Source organism: Sphingobacterium sp. BIGb0165 (assembly GCF_024810095.1).
GTDB classification, from domain to species: Bacteria; Bacteroidota; Bacteroidia; order Sphingobacteriales; family Sphingobacteriaceae; genus Sphingobacterium; species Sphingobacterium detergens.
Window position 1 is genome coordinate 281429 of record NZ_JANUEB010000006.1, and the last position, 18249, is coordinate 299677.

Annotated in this window: 16 protein-coding genes; 10 read left to right on the forward strand and 6 right to left on the reverse strand. The window is 38.4% G+C overall.

What is annotated here, in order from left to right; all coding sequences use genetic code 11:
• Nucleotides 1–57 precede the first annotated feature (57 nt).
• Complete coding sequence (locus M2408_RS15620) at nucleotides 58–441, forward strand: hypothetical protein (protein ID WP_259183243.1); 384 nt, start codon at nucleotides 58–60, stop codon at nucleotides 439–441.
• Between the two features lie 11 nt (nucleotides 442–452).
• On the opposite strand, the gene M2408_RS15625 is transcribed toward M2408_RS15620, so the two are convergent.
• From M2408_RS15625 to M2408_RS15640, 4 genes are all read right to left on the reverse strand, one after another.
• Entirely contained in the window at nucleotides 453–896 is a 444-nt protein-coding gene (locus M2408_RS15625) for a hypothetical protein (RefSeq protein ID WP_259183244.1), read from the reverse strand.
• A gap of 342 nt (nucleotides 897–1238) precedes the next feature.
• Complete coding sequence (locus tag M2408_RS15630; protein WP_259183245.1) at nucleotides 1239–1994, reverse strand: hypothetical protein; 756 nt, start codon at nucleotides 1992–1994, stop codon at nucleotides 1239–1241.
• Nucleotides 1995–2006: 12 nt separating this feature from the next.
• Complete coding sequence (locus M2408_RS15635) at nucleotides 2007–2846, reverse strand: DUF6882 domain-containing protein (RefSeq protein ID WP_259183246.1); 840 nt, start codon at nucleotides 2844–2846, stop codon at nucleotides 2007–2009.
• A gap of 10 nt (nucleotides 2847–2856) precedes the next feature.
• Complete coding sequence (locus M2408_RS15640; protein ID WP_259183247.1) at nucleotides 2857–3564, reverse strand: hypothetical protein; 708 nt, start codon at nucleotides 3562–3564, stop codon at nucleotides 2857–2859.
• Between the two features lie 215 nt (nucleotides 3565–3779).
• Between M2408_RS15640 and M2408_RS15645 the strand changes: the two genes are divergently transcribed.
• The 9 genes from M2408_RS15645 (at nucleotide 3780) to M2408_RS15685 (ending at nucleotide 13302) form a co-directional block, all read left to right on the forward strand.
• Complete coding sequence (locus M2408_RS15645; protein ID WP_259183248.1) at nucleotides 3780–4523, forward strand: LytTR family DNA-binding domain-containing protein; 744 nt, start codon at nucleotides 3780–3782, stop codon at nucleotides 4521–4523.
• Entirely contained in the window at nucleotides 4520–6439 is a 1920-nt protein-coding gene (locus M2408_RS15650; protein WP_259183249.1) for a sensor histidine kinase, read from the forward strand. Before M2408_RS15645 ends, M2408_RS15650 begins: the two co-directional genes overlap by 4 nt.
• Before the next feature lie 17 nt (nucleotides 6440–6456).
• Entirely contained in the window at nucleotides 6457–6906 is a 450-nt protein-coding gene (locus M2408_RS15655; RefSeq protein WP_259183250.1) for a hypothetical protein, read from the forward strand.
• 219 nt (nucleotides 6907–7125) lie between these two features.
• Nucleotides 7126–8094 carry a preprotein translocase subunit SecD gene (locus M2408_RS15660; protein WP_259183251.1) on the forward strand — a complete coding sequence of 323 codons (969 nt, stop codon included), beginning with the start codon at nucleotides 7126–7128 and terminating at the stop codon, nucleotides 8092–8094.
• A complete protein-coding gene (locus M2408_RS15665) occupies nucleotides 8091–8270 on the forward strand; it encodes a hypothetical protein (RefSeq protein ID WP_259183252.1) in 180 nt (59 codons plus the stop codon). Before M2408_RS15660 ends, M2408_RS15665 begins: the two co-directional genes overlap by 4 nt.
• Nucleotides 8263–9009 (forward strand): hypothetical protein, encoded by a 747-nt coding sequence (locus M2408_RS15670; protein WP_259183253.1) that lies wholly within the window; start codon nucleotides 8263–8265, stop codon nucleotides 9007–9009. Before M2408_RS15665 ends, M2408_RS15670 begins: the two co-directional genes overlap by 8 nt.
• A gap of 50 nt (nucleotides 9010–9059) precedes the next feature.
• The gene (locus tag M2408_RS15675; RefSeq protein ID WP_259183254.1) at nucleotides 9060–9698 is read left to right on the forward strand and encodes a hypothetical protein; all 639 of its coding nucleotides are present in this window, start codon (nucleotides 9060–9062) and stop codon (nucleotides 9696–9698) included.
• 157 nt (nucleotides 9699–9855) lie between these two features.
• Nucleotides 9856–12303 (forward strand): ABC transporter permease, encoded by a 2448-nt coding sequence (locus M2408_RS15680; protein ID WP_259183255.1) that lies wholly within the window; start codon nucleotides 9856–9858, stop codon nucleotides 12301–12303.
• Between the two features lie 372 nt (nucleotides 12304–12675).
• Nucleotides 12676–13302 carry a DUF1062 domain-containing protein gene (locus tag M2408_RS15685; RefSeq protein ID WP_259183256.1) on the forward strand — a complete coding sequence of 209 codons (627 nt, stop codon included), beginning with the start codon at nucleotides 12676–12678 and terminating at the stop codon, nucleotides 13300–13302.
• A gap of 229 nt (nucleotides 13303–13531) precedes the next feature.
• Here the strand turns inward: M2408_RS15685 and M2408_RS15690 are convergent, their stop codons facing one another.
• Both M2408_RS15690 and M2408_RS15695 read right to left on the reverse strand, forming a co-directional pair.
• Nucleotides 13532–14869, reverse strand: a complete 1338-nt coding sequence (locus M2408_RS15690) for an SWIM zinc finger family protein (RefSeq protein ID WP_259183257.1) — start codon at nucleotides 14867–14869, stop codon at nucleotides 13532–13534.
• A 1-nt stretch (nucleotide 14870) separates the two neighbouring features.
• Nucleotides 14871–17981 (reverse strand): DUF6493 family protein, encoded by a 3111-nt coding sequence (locus M2408_RS15695; protein WP_259183258.1) that lies wholly within the window; start codon nucleotides 17979–17981, stop codon nucleotides 14871–14873.
• Between the last annotated feature and the right edge of the window lie 268 nt (nucleotides 17982–18249).

The following is an 18249-nucleotide window of genomic DNA, read 5'->3' on the forward strand; positions in this document are numbered from 1 at the left end:
TACAAAAGCTATATTTGTCTAAATGTTAAGTATAATGTTATCATTTAATTATTAAACATGATCATCATAAGAACCTTCGGCGTTATTTTGCTCTTGCTAGGTTTATTTCTCGCATACGGATTGTCCAAAGACAGTCGACTGATGCTCTTTGGCAGCAAAATTAAAGCCGATGTCATTGGAATAGACAGTGTAAAACACAAGCGTTTCGGATACCTACACTATCCGGTCCTCCAATTCAATTATAAGCAAAAACAAGTTCGTCTGGTGAATGATTTAAGTAGCATTAACCCTCAAAAAGTACCTGCTCATATGGAAATATATTACAAGGAAGGTATCGGTATAAGTAATGGTTTTACTGTTATATATGCAGTCTTTTCCATGATAAGCATCATCATGATAATCTTTGGCATCATAGCCCTTCGCACCAAACACGTTCGTTAACTTATATCAGCTTATTTGGAAAGTTCGGCAAGGTCTGCCTGGGAGAATATATGCTCACCTTTAAGATAGCTATTTGCTTCTTTCAGGTAGACATAAATTATTTTTCTAGCTTCGGGATTAGGCAACTTGTATAGGTTATGTACCAAAAACTCTTTATCCCGCAATCGGTCTTTACTGTAATTCAAAAAAGATGGTGCATGTGTCTGTACACTCCAACGGATAAAACGTAAATCAATATTATCAGGATATTTGATGATAACCGATTCCAATAATTTCTTACCTTTTTTAAACTGGCCCAGCTTCGAAAAGGGATTTCCCATATGCTTTGCCCAAAGGATCTCATAAGCGGCAAGATAGCCTTTTTCTATCGCCGTATTTGCGGCTGCCTCTAACGTTTTCAAATTGGCCTCACAGAGTTTTTTATCTTTGACAGCAGCGGCATAATCGGCTCGCATTTTGTCTACATTTATTTGACCAAAACAACAAATTGTACTTAATATAAAAGAGAAACAAACAAAAAATCGTACTACCATCCCAAATTCAATTAAATAAAATCATGCATTATCCAGATGAATTTAAACATAAAATGTATCGTCATATTAACCAAACAGATCGTTGTGTTTATATAAAATTCATCCTCAGACCATGCTCAGTCTTATTCTAGTTCATATAACAATAGTTTAAGCGCAAGAGTTTTATTATTTTTCTATTTCATCAGAAACCACTGTCTCATTTTGCCTATCTAAAGCTCATCGCAAAGCGCCTCTCTCCCCCTTAATTATGACTTCCATGCACATCTATTCTTCAAACATTCTTGCATCATAACTTTTGATCACAAAACCACCATGCAAGTATCTCGCTTTTCTCGTTATTTTCCTCCCATCCGATTGGCGATAAAAAGTGTAAGAGATTTCCCTGTTTTTTGCATCGAATTTTATGGATATTGGTGGATAGGACTTTAAGTGATCTTTACTCAATTGATCACTTTCAAGAGTAGATTTATTCCTCAACGGGCTTTCATCAACATTTGTCCAGCTACACACAGCTAAAAAATGTTTATTCGAATCAACCAAACCCAGATTATCCTTATACATGTAAGCCTTATAACAAGAAAAAGATAACTCATCCATTCTTTTGATCAGTAGGTAACGATGCTGGTCAAGCGAATGGAGCTCATAGAAGTAATCAAAGGTTCTTTCCTGCCTATTGATCACATGCTTGTTTTTCAACACATAATTCCAGTGCTCAAAATTACTGCTGAGGGTGAACAGCTCATACGCTCCGGATTTTTTCAAACTAAAATCTGAATTTAAACTATCCAACACCTTTCTAAAGGTTTTAAAACTGATGATATCATCTTGCTCTAGTGCTTGAATTAATCGTCCCTCAAATTCTTCGCAAAGTGTACTTTTGCACACCGAGTCTTGATTGGCAATCACTGTATTAAGATCAAGAAATGATCGGACAAGCTTTAACTCGCGGTCAGTCTGTCCATAGGACCCCTGTGTTGCTTGAAGCAATAACATTAACAGCACTAATTTAAGCAGTTTCATCTGTCCGAGTTTCTACCCCTTGAGATTGGTAAGACGCGACAGCTCATCAAACTCTGCAGTGATCGTTTCTCCGCCTTTTGTTGCTATGAGCCGGGCTCCCTCTTCCGATATTTTATAACCTTTTTCTTCCAGATACCACTGCAAAGCAATCTTATGGTTCATTTCAAATTGGGAAATTAACTGCGGGAAGACTGACAGTATCCGAAGATGATCATCTTGACGTTGATGGTCTACAAGATCACTTTTGATCGTCACCAGCATTGCCCCCTGTCCATAATCAGCAATATAATAAGCGCTCGCATCAAACATTCCCGAAGCGATCAAACCGATACGGTGCATCTCATCTTTGGAAAAATCGAAGCTGCTGTTGCTGAAAAGATCAATCCCTTGATCTTCACCATATTTTTTTAGTTGAAGAGCTTGCTGCGTAATATGTTCAGAAAGACCAGATTTGGTATTTGCCCATGCCCAAAGCCAAGTTTCGGACGAATGCGAAAAAGTCCCTAAGACCTGGATCGGAAAATCAATGTTTGTCCCAAAACTAATCTCCTCTTTGCTCATATCAATATTCCAATTATTATTACCGATGATCGTGGCAAAATCATACTGCTTATCAAAGGCAATTCCACCGAATCTTTCAATCAGTTCCTGTTCTGTGAGATAGGGTAAGCTATCATCAGGCTTCTCGGCAGACGTGACCTGCCCCACTTTAGCTCCAGGTTCCACTCCTATAGTAACTTGTTCTACTTTAGCTCCTTGTTCTACTGTAGGGCCTTGCTCTACCTTAGCTTCTGCTTCGGTACCCTGTCCTGTTTTGGTACCCTTTCCAAAAAGTTTGTTTAAAAATCCCATAATTGTTTCTCTATTTTTTCAATTCAGCCAGTAATTCAGCCCTTCTATAGCTCTCCCCGTTAATTGTCAGTATGATTTCATCGATCTGTTTTAAATCAGCTATTATTTTAAGCAATTCATTTTTTCTATCTATTTTGATTTTCTTATTGATAAAAAATTCATGAATATAAAGCGTATTCAATTTCGGAATTGTCTTTAGCTCAGCCAGATCTTTCAAATGAAACATATTAGTTAACCTCAATTCACCTAATCGATCCAATTTAGCAAAATCAACTAATTTTTTTGAATTGAGTTCAAACAAAGCAATGCGTTCCAATCCCGAAAAATCATGCAAAAAAGATAAATCAGCCATCTTTGATACCGAGGAAATTTCGAGATTCCGTAATGAAGGTAGATGCGGAATGATTAAATGATCACTTTTAGAAGTAAAACCTTCCAGCCCTAGCGACTCTAGCTCCAGTCCCTCCACAAAATCCAATGTATTTACAGCTCCCCTATTACTTATATACAATTGCTTAAGTGACCTACAATTGGCTAGTGGGGATAAATCCTTAACACTTCCCGCAATTAATAAATTGCGCAAATTCCTGATTTTCTCGATAAATTTTAGTGAAATGCTCGTATAAAAAAACAATTCCAATTTCTCTATCTGGTCGATCGGTTGATCTTTGAGAACATCCAAATCTTTCGCGCTATTGATCTCAATCGCTAATTCCATAGTACCTATTTTTATGCTTAACTCAAATATACTGAATGCAATAACCAACCTAATTATGCATTTACAATCCGTCAAAATCGTTTATAATTCGTGAAATTACTGAATATATCAACTGGCGATCTGTATCATATATTGAAAAAAACAGCACAAATATTAAATGAATAAGATTTTTTTACTCACAATTATTATTTTTACCGAACAGAAAAGTTTGAAAAATGATAACAGTCGCGATAATAGAAGATGAACCCGCTGTCCGTAAGGAAATCAGTTACCTTATACAAGAGGAAACCGACACAGAACTAATTGGTTGGAGCGACAGCGTCAGAACTGCTGTAAAACTAATTGAAGAAAAGAAGCCGGATGTGATCCTAATGGATATTCAACTAAAGGATGGTACAGCTTTCGATCTTCTAAAAAAACTCAATGTTATCCCACAAAACGTCATATTCATCACTGCATATAATCATTTTGCGATAAAAGCGATCAAGTATGGTGCTCTGGACTACTTGTTAAAACCTGTTGACCAAACTGAATTAAAAGAAGCATTAGAACGCTACCGTCGTCGCAGCGATAATAATCCACAATGGATGCAACAGCTAAATATGGCACAGAATGCAATGCACCATGGCGATCTACCGGAAAGTATTGCTTTGACATCCATTCATAATGTGCGTATCGTTGCTGTTCATGACATCGTCTACTGTAAAGGTGATGGCCCATATACTTTTTTCTTTCTGAGTGATGGTTCCAAGGAGCTCATATCCAAACCGCTGAAATATTACGAGGAATTGTTACCCGCCCCATATTTCCTACGGACCCATCAGTCCTATTTGGTAAACCGTAAGTACATAACCGGTGTTAACCGTTCTGAGTATATCGTATTGAAAAACAAAGAAGAAATACCTATTTCATCGCGACGGAAAAACATAATTTTAACCCAGCTTTTCCCAGAGAAATGAGATATCTGTTACGAAGTATTTTCTTTTTGCTGCTTATTTTACATATTGTAGCTTGCGACAAAAGACCGCCTTTTTCTTCCCGAGACCATGATGCTGTTTTAGCACAGATAAAGGAGCTCGAAGACAAAAGGTTGACGCCTACGAACGGCGACTCACTCAAGAGAGCCTGGCGACAGCTTGGTGAAAATCCTGATGTAAAAAATGACACCGTATTCTTTGCAAAAGTTAAATACAATACCGCTAGGCTATATGCCATGCTTCAGCAAGATTCCGCAGGCTTTTTTGTAGAGCAGGCACTTGAATTGATTGAACCTACCACTGGTAATCTAAAGTATAAAGCACTTATCTATAATGGTATTGGCAATATCCGCAGTGCCGAAGCAAAAGAACGCGAAGCTGGGTATTACTACAACAAAGCAGCTGCGATCGTTCTCTCGGACAGCACCGCAGGACTTTCTGCGGAAGCGAAATCGGCTATATTGCTCTCTGCAGCACAAAATAACCTGAGTTCGTTTCAATACAATCTCGCTGAAAAAATGAATCGGGCGGCCCTCCATCTCTCAGATTCGCTTCCAAAGGAGCATATCAATCGTCAACGTGTATTGGTGCAGATGATTTATACACTAAATACGTTGCAGAGGCCTGCCAAAGAAATAGCGCCATACCTCCACAAACTAGAGCAACTCCACCGATTATTTCCAGATAAGTATAATATCAGTTTCTTATACGATTCGAAAATACAGTACTTTGAAACGACACAACAGCAAGATTCCTTGCTACATTACCAACTACTGAAAATAGAAATTGATGAGCGACAGAGCAATATCAAGGAGTCCTCTGTATTGATGAATAATCTACTTGTAAACTACTGTAATGTTGCAGCAATTTATGTGCTATTTAAGAAGCCTGTGCAAGCAGCTCAATATATTGTAAAAGCCAAACAGCTTAGAACACAATTCCCCAAATTAATCTTTCCGCATAATGAAATACTCTTTCAAAAAAGCTTAGCCGAGCTGTACCGTTTACAGGGCAAAAAGGAAGAAGCAATAACCATCCTAAATAATATTGTTCAATTACAGAAAAATGTCTATCATTCGGAAAACACACAAGCAATTGCCGAAATGAATGCATTGTATCAACTACAGGCCAAAGATCAATCCATTCGCACATTGAATGAAAGCATTAAGATCAATAAACTACAATTACAGCAAAATCGTCTGTGGCTGGTAATATCCTCCTTGGGTCTTATCTTATTGATTATTATATTATTCTTTCTATACTATAGTTTCCGTCAGCGACGCCTAAGCCAGGAGAAAGAAAAAGTCCTACTGCAACAGCAATTATTGCGCACACAGATGGAACCACATTTTATTTTTAACACCTTAGCAGCGGTACAGAGTTTTGTGCGATTAGATAAGAAAGAAAGTGCCATCAAATATCTCAATCGCTTTAGTCGTTTGTTGCGGAGCAATCTGGAGTTAAGTCGAGAGAATCTGGTGCCTTTAAATGAAGAGATCGAAACACTGGAAAACTATCTGACCTTACAGCAAATGCGTTTTGAAGATGCTTTTACCTATCACATTACACAGCCAGACGAACAGGATCTTAGTGCCATCATGTTACCTCCGATGTTGATACAGCCTTATGTCGAGAATGCCTTACTGCATGGTATTGACCTCGAAACCTGTAAAGGCAATATCGACATTCATTTCCAATTGGATGGAGATGTTTTATCTGTAGACATCCTTGATAGTGGCAAGTCTGAACCCAATATCCAAGAAACTCCACATCGCTCACTCTCTGGAACAATCAGTCATGAACGCATGCAACTCCTGGGTAAGAAAGCAAGCGTAAAAATCACGAAAAATCCTGTAGGAGGGACATTGGTCAAATTGCAAATACCTATTACATCCTGACTATTTTCTAAAAGACAATGATTTGGTTATTCTTTATATTTCAATTCGGGCTCTTTATACTTGCTACCATTATTGCATTGGATTTGGCCTGTATCGCAATTTTCCTGTTTTACCAAAAAGATAAAACTCGCTTACTTAGGAATACCATTATAAAGTCTCCTTTAGGAGGAAGTCTATTATCATTAAAGACGATGGCCTTTGCTTGTCTTATTATTCCAACGCTATGTCTTCTCTATTTTAGTCTATTAGGTAAGTTTGCCAATATTAACCTGAGTTTTATTCTAGCCTATTACAGCACAGCAATTATTAGTTTTCTATTGCTTGTCCTTTCTTCCAAAATTCATCAAAAGATACAAATAAGCTCTTCTTCTATCGGGAAAATCAAGCTACTATTTATTATTGAAATATGTATACTCATTACCTTGCTATTTTTTGCAACGAAGGTTGATACAATGAGTTTATTGTAACAAACGAGCATATAGACCACATGTCGAATCTGCAAGATTGATATTTGCGAATCGTAAAAACCTATTTACGATTCGTAAATATCACTGTTGTGGCCAGCATTCCTTTCTTAGCTTTGATAAATCAGTAATGGTATTTAAATGAAAAATACATTCTTCAATATCGCATGCATTAGACGAATCATAAGTTTCACTATCCTTATTATTATAACTAGAAATATTATGGCACAAGAAGTCAATCATTACATCGCGGCCGGTAAAGACAGATCCAAAACGATCAGTGGGCAGTACGGTGACCTCAGTGGCATCTGTCTCTTTGAAGACGGCAAATTCATGTTATATGGTTATGCTACCATGGTCTTTGGATCCTATGTCTTTGAAAAAGATTACCTTCTTTTCTATCCAGACCAGTTACCGCAATTTCAGCTATATGCATACCATAACCCCACTTTAGGAGATGACGTATCTGTCAATTTTAGAGGCTTCGAGGAGGGAAAGACTTCTGTACAGTTTGGAGACGACAGCATACAACCAGTTTTCAACGATGGGGCCAATTGCTTCGATTTTCCCTATATCTATGAGCAATCACACCCGATGTCACAATTGAAATTCGCTGTACAAAATGAAGGTTTTGATGCTGGCCCTGCATACCAAACATTCCACTATCAAAATGACAAACACTTCAATGACTTTATCGCAATCTATAATAAACCACAGCGAGCGCGAGCGAATTTCGGCGCCTACCTGTATTTAACTGAAGATAAAAAGCTTTCTATAAGCCTTTCTAATTATGGCGGTAGGAAGGGCTTTTTAAGAGAAAACCAAGTAGACCCAACACAAAAGCGCTGGCTTGAAATACTAGCAATGAAAAAACAGTATGAAAGCGCGGGAAGCATTGAGCTGACGGCAATATTTTCCAATGCGGAGTATAACATTTCTTATCCCGACCTAGCGGAATATAATTTTGACAAAGCAACAAATCAATACATCAGCAAGTCCCCGGAGGATAATGACCAAGAGCGTGATCAGGGTGATCGCTATCTGCGTCAATATACCAAACAACCATTAGTACCCAAGCAAGGTAAGTTTGACAGCAAAACTGCCGCTGCCGCAAGTCTATTTTTTGCTAGCTGTGACAAACCTGACGAATCGTATAATCACATTAAAACAAGAAAAGAAAAAACTAAATGATCAAACAAAGTTTATACCTCATCCTATTGCTATTACTCTCTACGAGTAGTTATGCACAGTTGAATTTGCGAAAAGCGATTTTGCAAAGTGATTTGATTATTTCTATCAATAACCATCGTCAGGACAGCATTTGGGAAAATGACCACACCTTGCAGTCCATACACGCAAATGGATAAAATAGATTCAGGCAATACGTTTATCCTACGCAATAAACTCAAATCTACACCACAGACACTACGACTCAAGAATTATCTGGGTCAGGAAGGCTTCTTCTCCAACGATATTAATCAGCCTTTCTCTTGTCTCGTACCAATGGTTATCGATATAAGCAAACACTATCAAGATATATTTTTCATAAAAAAAGAAAAAGGGCAGTATAAACAAGTATTGATGTTATCAAATGTAGAGGATGCTCTCTTTCAAGCTTATAGAAAGCAGATAACAAGTAGCAGCAATTTTGAAAACATCAAAAATGAAAACGAACGGTTTTCCAAAACCTTGGACTGGTTTATCGAGAATGGTCTACTACCCGATGGCGAATTTATAGCCTATTATAAACAAAAAGGCATCACCACAGACTCTATATTATACACCGAAAAGCAATATCAGACGATCCTACAACAATTTCAACTCGGGCATGAAGATCTATTATCCCTAATCAAAAAGAAGTACCCTGAGGAGGTAAAACAATATTACACTCAAAAAATGAAGGACATTCTACTTATCGAAGGACCTGATTATAATAATTATTATGATTTCGACAAAGCTATTTCTGCTCTTACCGATAGCTTTAACAGCGACACCAGTTCCGCGGATTATATCTTATGCAATGCACTGACATCCGAAAAGTTTGAAAAATATGAAAAAAGAGATATTATGGTACATTTACTAAAAGTCGTAAGTGAGTGGAAATAAGCAATGGTATCAAGTTTGCTTAGCATAATGAATAAAAACAGTGATCGACCATGCGTATCCTGAGACGAGTTATTATATTAGTTATATCGTGTTTCACCCATATCGTTGCCTATGGACAGTATCGTACGGTCCAGCAGATCGTAGATCAAGTGATTCATTCCTATAACAGTAAAGACAGCATCGCTTTTAATGCACTTCTTAACAAAGAACTCGGTCTCTATTTCATAACCACTTTGGGAGTCAATAATCGTTGGACATATACATCAAAAATGTCCTTTAATCACCATACAGATTATTCAATCAACGACCCTTACCAAGACTTTCTGGCGCAGGATCAGATTTCAAACACAAACACAAAAAATATAACCTATAGCAATCGACCTTTTTTCGAGTGTGAAACAATCTATAAAAAAGGCATATTTGTCGCCAATAAAGGTAAATACCACACCTTATCCGAATCTATTAATTTTTATAAAACACACTATTCAGGCATTATCGGTGAAGAAATTACGTCGGATAAAGCGCAAGAACTAGACCATCTCTATAGCAGGGTAAAGCGTATTGAAAACCAGAGTCGACGGATTATTGTCAACAGCGACACAGGTACTTTTATTTTTTATATCACCAAAATTGACGGACAATGGTGGTTAACGATTATAGATTTTGCCAGCGCTGACTGCAGTGTATAATTGTCCGCATCTGAACAAAAACATGTTCGAATACGAACAGTCTCCCTTCGTAACAACAAGCTTCAAGTAGTTAAAAATCAACGCACTAAAATAATGGCAAATCAATTGCAATTCTATTTTAACATGAAATAATCATCTATTTGTAATTGATACCGCTATGTTAAAAAACTATATAAAAACTGCTTGGAGAAGCTTAAAAAATCAACGCTTCTTCTCATTAATAAAAATAGGCGGCTTTGCCTTTAGCATAGCGATCTGTATGCTTATTGTTTTATATGTAAAGCATGAGTTGAGCTATGATAAATTCTACAAAGATGCTAACCTACTTTTCAGGGTGGTAGGGGTGATCAATAAAGACAATACTGTTCTAAAAGGACTATCTCTACCGGCTCCGGCAGGCGCTACTTTAAAAGAAGAATTTCCAGAAATTATTACCTCTGGAAGATTATTAACAAATCCTCTTTTTGGTGCTGGAACCAATCAAATCGCCACAACTGGCAATGCCGAACTATTTTCCGAGGAGGGCTTCTGTTTTGCGGATCAAGCGATCATGGATTTCTTCCCAACCAAGACAATCTTCGGTTCATTAAGCCATGCGCTCGACAATCCAAAGACTATTGTAATCACCAAGCGGAAAGCAGCGAAACTGTTTAACGGAAATCCGATCGGAAAACGCATCTATTTAAATAATGATAAATCAAACGAGTATTCCATTACAGCAGTCATCGATGATATTCCCACAAACTCCAATCTATATGGATTTGATTTCTTTATGACTTTAAGTGGTCATGAACCTTATGAAGGTGAAAAATTAAATTGGCTGGCCTCCAACTATACAACCTATTTTAAAGTCAGAGAAGGAACCGATATACAACAATTAGAAAAGAAAATCACAAAATCTTACATTCAGGATCATTATAAACCCGCCATGATTAAAGCGGGTATGACGGTCAATGAAGAGGTTTGGAATACTGCAAGAATGACCTTACAGCCCTTGGAAAAGATTCATTTATATTCCAATGATGTGCAAACTCATAAGATTGAAAGCCAAAATCGTGGTGATATTCGATTGGTCTATATTTTTGGTGGAATAGCGACATTTATATTGATTATCGCAATGATCAACTTTATCAATCTGTCTACTGCCAATGCTGTTACACGTGCAAAAGAAGTTGGTGTCCGGAAGACAATCGGTTCGGGTCGAAAGGCCCTCATCGTACAATTCATGGCGGAGTCCTTTTTATACAGTGGGATCTCCATCGCATTTGCCTTATTTTTCGCAGTGCTACTACTTCCCTTTTTTAATCAGATTGCCGGTAAATCATTGGTTTTTCCCTGGACAACCTGGTATTTCATCCCCACCCTTGTCGTCTTCGGTCTATTGATAGCTGTTGTATCTGGAATTTATCCCGCAATGTATCTTTCTAAATTTAAACCGATTGCTGTATTAAAAGGAAACGTTAATCTAAAATCTAGCCGCAACTGGTTTCGAAATGGACTTGTTATCTTCCAGTTCACAACATCTATTATCCTGATCATTGGCACCTTGGTCATCAACCAACAAATAAAATATATTTTAAATAGAGACTTAGGTTTCAACAAAGAGCAGGTGCTCATATTAAGAGGAACCGGCACTTTGGATGGAAAGCAAAGGTTACTAAAAAACGAATTAAAGGAATTGTCTAGTGTCGCGTCTGTCTCTATAGGTGATTACCTCCCTGTTACGATGGACGGCGTAAAACGTAACGGAAATTCATTTTGGAACGATGGTAGACAAAATCAAGACGTCGGTGTAAGCGGTCAGAACTGGATTGTTGATGATGATTATATCTCCACCTTTGGTATCAAAATCCTCGAAGGACGTAATTTCAACATGAACATGCCAACAGATTCCGCGGCGATAATAGTCAATCAGAAGATGATAAAAGAGTTGAACATCAAAAATCCGATCGGTGCAAAAATTCGAAATTATGCAACTTATACAATCATTGCTGTGGTCGAAGACTTTATCTTTGGAAACATGCGTAATGAGGATGTTAAACCGCTGGCATTGATTGTTGGCGGTAGTCCGAATATGATGTCCATCAAACTTAAATCGGACAAAATGGAACAAAGTATTCAGGAAATTACAAACGTTTGGAACAAATTCTCTCCAAATCAAAAAATCCAGTACACCTTCTTGGATGAAGGATTCGCCATGTTATATGCAGATGTACAACGGACTCAGGTTATTGTCTCAACCTTTGCAGGTTTAGCGATATTTATTGCCTGTTTGGGATTATTTGGACTTGCCGCATTTGTGACGCAGCAACGGACAAAAGAGATCGGTATCCGGAAGGTTCTTGGAGCCAGTCTACTAGGAATTATAAAATTGCTATCCACTGATTTTATAAAACTTATTTTCATCGCCATTCTAATCGCCTGCCCTATTGGCTGGTGGGCAATGAACACCTGGCTACAGGACTTCAATTACAGAATCAGTATCCAAGTTTGGACATTTATATTTGCAGGAATCACCAGCATGTTGATCGCATTTGGGACCATCTTCTACCATGCGCTAAAAATAGGCCGAATAAATCCGGTCAATAGTTTAAAAGACGAATAAATCCCATTCATACATTTCACCGATACAGTGTATATCATATTGCTGTCGGTGAAATGTTGTTATTACAAAACCTCTCTTAGTAATTTCAATTAAATTACTTAACTTAGCATATAGACCAAACGACTACGTTTTGAACACAATTCTTAAATTTATAGTTGCTTAGTTAGCCTCACAAACCACAGGCTAATCATTCTTTTATTTGGGTAATCCTATCCAAACAGGTTTTCATTTGATTTTATTATTCACCTTATTACTGTAGCAAATATTTCTTTTTTGCTATGCAAGCTATCCATACCCTCGTGTTTTGATAGCGGAAACAGCGTGAATAATATCAAAAAAATTAGCAAAGAATATTAAGCACGACTATAAATAATGCAAAAGGAATATACATGGGCTATCAGTCCAAAGAATACACCACTACTAAAGAAATCATGTAGCCACTGCGATAGTAAACAATTTTATTGCAGTGAAAAATTCAGAATAAATGCACAGAAAAAAAACGTTGATGTATGGTTGATTTATCGATGTGCTAAATGTGACAGCACATACAATTTGACCATATTTTCACGTACTCGACCTACTACAATAGACAGTATATTGTTCAACAAATTTCAAAATAACGATACAGAACTGGCTTGGAAATATGCATTTTCCGAGGAAATGAGAAGAAAAAATAGGGTGGAAGCCGATTTAGCTACAGTAACCTATGCTTTACAATATGACCAGATTTCAAGCGATGAACTGCTGTCTTTGAATGAAAGGATCTTAACATTCGAGGTTGACTATCCCTTTGACTTTCAACTTAGACTATCATCCCTCATTCGTACCTGTCTCAACCTTTCTTCAAGACAGCTCGATCAACTAATCATACAAAAAGCAATTACGGTAGTGGGAAAACACCTGCAGAAAAAGCATAAGTTAAAAGACAAAGATCGCATTGAAATTGATTGTAAACAACTTAAAAGCATACTGTGTAACAAGATCCGTAATATACAGTAACGGATTGATTAATTTGGGGTTCCCCTTAAATTCAATGAATAACAAAAAATAGGGTTTAAATTCATCAAGAACTTAAACCCTATTTTTTCATCAGACTGAGGATCCAAAATATTATTTGGTATCATTTATCAAAATTCACCTTTTTATACGCCCCTTAATCCTGCGAATAATTCAAAAAAAGCAGTCCAAAGAATAAAAGCATCCTCCTACGATTTGAATAGTTGACAATTTAATCTTTCAACTGCATTTTCACCGCCAAGACATGCTTACATACACCGCGTTTTCCCTGATGATTTGTATACCAATTGCAGGTACATCGCGCCTGTTCCCCTTCAATCAAAACGGTATGCAGCACACCCGAACCCTCTACCCGAGCCTCCAATGTCCGTCCCTCCCGTCGTATAATCTGTACGCTATCAGTTTGCAATAATTTTTTCGCATTCTTTAAACGGGGATTAAGCGACAATATACGTTCTGTTTTAAATGGCAACCGTCGATAATAGTGTTTTGCCTCATGCATGTCATACCCCAATAATCCGATGGACGATAATGAGGCAGTTAAGCTATCCATGGTATCAAAGGCGATATCATGCTCTATCGACAGTAGGGTTGGGTTGAATAGTTCATTAGATTTCAGCAGGCTATTAAGTCCGTAAATCCATTCTTGCGGAACCTCCTGCACCATATTCTCCAGCACATTTCCTTCACCTGAAAACCCGCGATAATTATCCGGAGAGAGCGCCAGAGTCATGCGCATTTTTCCAAAATCAACCACCACACAGACACATTCGCCACCTGCAGCCTGATATACACGCATCAGGTCAACATAAGGCAACAATGATTCCAATAAACGCAGACGTTGGATACCACCAATTTGCACTGCATCGGCACTCTTCAATGGTGAAAACAAGAATTTATTCCCCCTTTTGCTCAAATAATAATTCCCTTTGACCGAACCTCGTGGAATACTTTGAAATAACTGGACGACCTGCAATTTCTGTAAGACAAAAACTTCTTCCATTTCGGCAAGATACCACTGTACACTGGTTAATCCTTTGACCCATCTCAAAGGTAGCGTGACCTTTCTTTCTACGACAGTCCCCCCATCACTGTGCAGTGAAACTTCCTTTTCGCCTACTCCCATCACCATTGATTCTGACTTTTTGATGCTATTCAATGCATTTAACATCGGTTCGTTAAAATCAACATTTGTTGTACCAGCAGCCAAAAACTCTCCATCTATCGCCTCTTCCAAAAGATCCAGTCGTGCATACACACCGTTACAGGAGGAAAAACCTTCAAAGCGAAGCTGTTCGGTTCCAGCAGAAACAATTGGATCTCTTAAACTTGGTGGTACAGGGCCAAAACTCGACCGAACCACCTTAGATAACGTCAGTAAACATTTTGAACTCAATAAAGGATCAACCAATTTGCCCCAGAAAAAACAGGGAACTTCATTGACATCTTGCAGCTCCGCCTGATGAGCAAGTACGAGCTGTTGTATTCCATTTCGTTCGGCAAGTATCGATGGTCGTGCAAAGCTTACTTCTAAATCTTTTAATGCCATTTTACAGTTTATTAAATTTTAACACAATGGGTTTTAACGCTGCAACTTTTTCCCATTCCGCGATTTTTTCCTTCAGTTGTTTATCATCTTTTTTGCCCAGACGAAGCGCAAGGTCGTAAGTTTGCTCGATCAGCTTTTTAAAATTAGCTGGCATTTTTGTTTCCCAGCTGACACGTAACAGCAGGCTTTTTAATAGTTGATATAATGCATCGTTGTGAATTGGGCTGATGTCGCGGACTACTTCAAACAAATCCAGAAAACGATTTATAGGTGCGTACGCTTTACCTATTAAATCACCCAGATAATCACCCAGTGTCTGAACATCCAGCTTTCCTTTCTCCACCCATTGCATGACCAACTCCGCCGCCAAAGTACGTGTATTCTTTTCTTTCGTCAATAAGCTACAGGCTATAAACAACTGCGTACTTGGATCAGTAGCGCCATGATAATCCAAGAGGGCCGTCAACAGCGCTGGTATGGTCTTCGAAGTCTCCAATGCATAGGAATTGAAACGACAATTTAACACGAGACTTAGCGGTTCAGCCACCTGGGGAATCAAGCTAAAAAAATAGCGGATATCAGCCTCGCTCACGTAATAAAAATATTCATTTTTCCGGGTGGTATAAACATCCATTGCATACAATAATGGTCTCGGCGTTTCCTGATAAGTAGGCATTGGAATAGCCAATTCCTGACCGATCAAATATTGCTCATTCTGTTTTGTCTTATAATCGTAGCTCGTATTATAATTCGGTTTAATCTGATAGCTGGGACGATAAGGTTCGACCACAAAAGGAAAACTGGCTAAGGCTCCGGTCTCGAATGCAGGAAACTTTCCGTCCGGTTGCCGTGTCCGCGCAGCCGTTGCCCATACGGCCAGCCACTCCTTTTCATCGCCTTCTTTTTTGAATAGACGTTGAAGCCAGTTTTTCCCTTCCCCAACCTTGATATTGTCAGTATATCCCAAGGCGAATGCGAGCAACTCACGTAATTCCTCCGTTTGGATATGCTGTAATTGTGCCTTGTTATCCTCGCCATCTATACGTGGCATCCTACTGATTGCAATAGCCATATCGACAGGATCTATAGCAACCCCTTGTTGCTCATGCGCAATGATCCGATCGATTAAGACCTCGGGTGATACCCAATAAGGCGCATGACTCGGTGTACTGAGCAATGAAACAGCAACCTGTTGCTGTAAGCGACTTTGAAATATAGCCAGTAAATGATCCAAAATCGAAATCGATCTAAATTCACTGTTATAACGGCTCTTATATCGATATATCGTCTTAGGTTGATAAATAATATTCAGCAGCACGTTACCAAATAAACTGGCATAAGAAGCCTCACTGTAACCGTTCTTTAACTGTTTGAGGTAAGGATCCAGTTGTCTCACATAATCCGTTGGAAATTCATCCCGCTTGGTTAACCAGGCATGGATAAGCAATTCCATATCCAAAGGATCCCCTCCCTTGATTATCTTTCCCCAATGAAATAAGATATCACTCCAATTGGCCAGATAAGTGATTGTTTGATCGAGTTGTATATCATTCCCTTTTGGGGCTTCATATTCATACACTTCATTCATTCCCCGCAATGGAGATAATACTTCTGCTTCACTCAACAGAGCCTCTTCCAGCCAAGGCTTTAGTTGACTACTGACATCCCCCATGAGTTGTGTGGCATACATCGTCAACCTCATTTTAATCTCCTCATCCTCTACAGCAGCATATTTAGCAATCAATTTTGCCGCACGTTCCTGTAGCGAAAGATCAGATAACATAAAGATGGGAGTAATCGCAGAACATACAGCCGACGCAAGTTCTTTTTCCTGTTTCAGCCATTTGTCAAATTGGATCAGAAGCGTCTTGATCCCCCCTTTCAGATCATTGCGCATAAAAACAGGTTCCAACCAAGATAAAAGCTCATTGCTGTCCAATTCCGAGCTTCCGATCAGAGGCTTCAGTCGATCAATGGCAAAATTAACGACCGCAGCCTGCTCATGATGTAACAAGGGGAAAAGATGGTTTTGATGTTGCAAAATCACCGCATCATTAATATTCAACTTCGTCAGAAGCTTTCGGAAAAAGCTTTTGAGATTTATATTCCAATCTTTGGTCTGCGTTTCAAAGAGTTGTTGTATAAAAAGATCGGTATCCAATTTTCCTTGTTCCAATAATCTCGGGAAAACATAGTCCCATACCAGCTCCGATTCCTGCGTTTGATAATCATAACGCAAATAGTTGTTTTGCAGATTCGTTTCGTAGGCAAGCAACAAAGGAACATCGCGTGTATAAGCCTTCTCGTCTTCAATCAATCTATCCAAATAGGCTTTCTTCTCCGGTTCATTATAACCTAGATTTGGGGCGTTGCCCAATGAACGTGCGTAGACTTCAGGTTTAAATTCAAAGTAGCCCCACTCTTCCAATAAACGGATGTTGTCATAGGTAATCGCCATCCATTCATTTTTAATCATTTGTTCGGCGGCAAAGTCTGCCAACCAACTTGGTTTTGCCCAATCCAGTACCTTTTTTACCGAGGGGATATTCAGTGAGTTTAAAGGATCTATCAATTCAGTCCAGGTCGTAGTATCACTCAACGAAAAAGTCGCCAATGCACTCAATGCAATCAGTCGTTGTTGCGTCTGATCCGCACGTTGCCCCCAATTGTAATTGGCATGTTTTTTAAATTCCGGTTCTTTGGAAAGATCCGTCCACGATAACCAATATTTCTTTGCTTTTCGTATTTCTTTTTTAATAAACTCGACATTCCCTTTTAAATGTCGGTCAAGAAATGGAATCAGACCATCAATATTTGTCTGACGAATAAGTTCAAGGTATTCATCGGCAATAGCTTGCTTGGATTGGGCAGCTCCTTTTTTCTCTGTGGGAGCGACGATTGCCAAGCCATCATCCGAATAACCTTTTTTTATTTTCTCGGCAATCAATTTCTCAGCATCTTTCAGACAAGTTTCATCTGAATCAAAGGCCTTTGTCTTCGACTGCCCGTCGGTACCGTTTCGTCCGTAAGTTACCGTATGACTATTTTCCTTGGTTTCAATTTGCCAAAATTTATCCGATGATCCGTCAATTAATTTTAAATGTCTAAACATAATGATTCCGATTTATTAAAGCTGACAATCCTGTCACAACACAACTCACGATCAAATGACAAGTTGGTTTTTACGCAACAGGAGACTCACTCAAAGATACATTTTCAATGTATCTACAAGATAACGGAAATCAGTGATTTTTAAAAATTTATAGTCTACCGCAAAAAAATAAAGAAGCCGTCGATCAAGTGAAAGCGAACATTCCAAAAGTTGAATAGTTGATAGGAGCTTGGTGGAGAACGCAAATACCAGATTAAAAAAAAGCCAA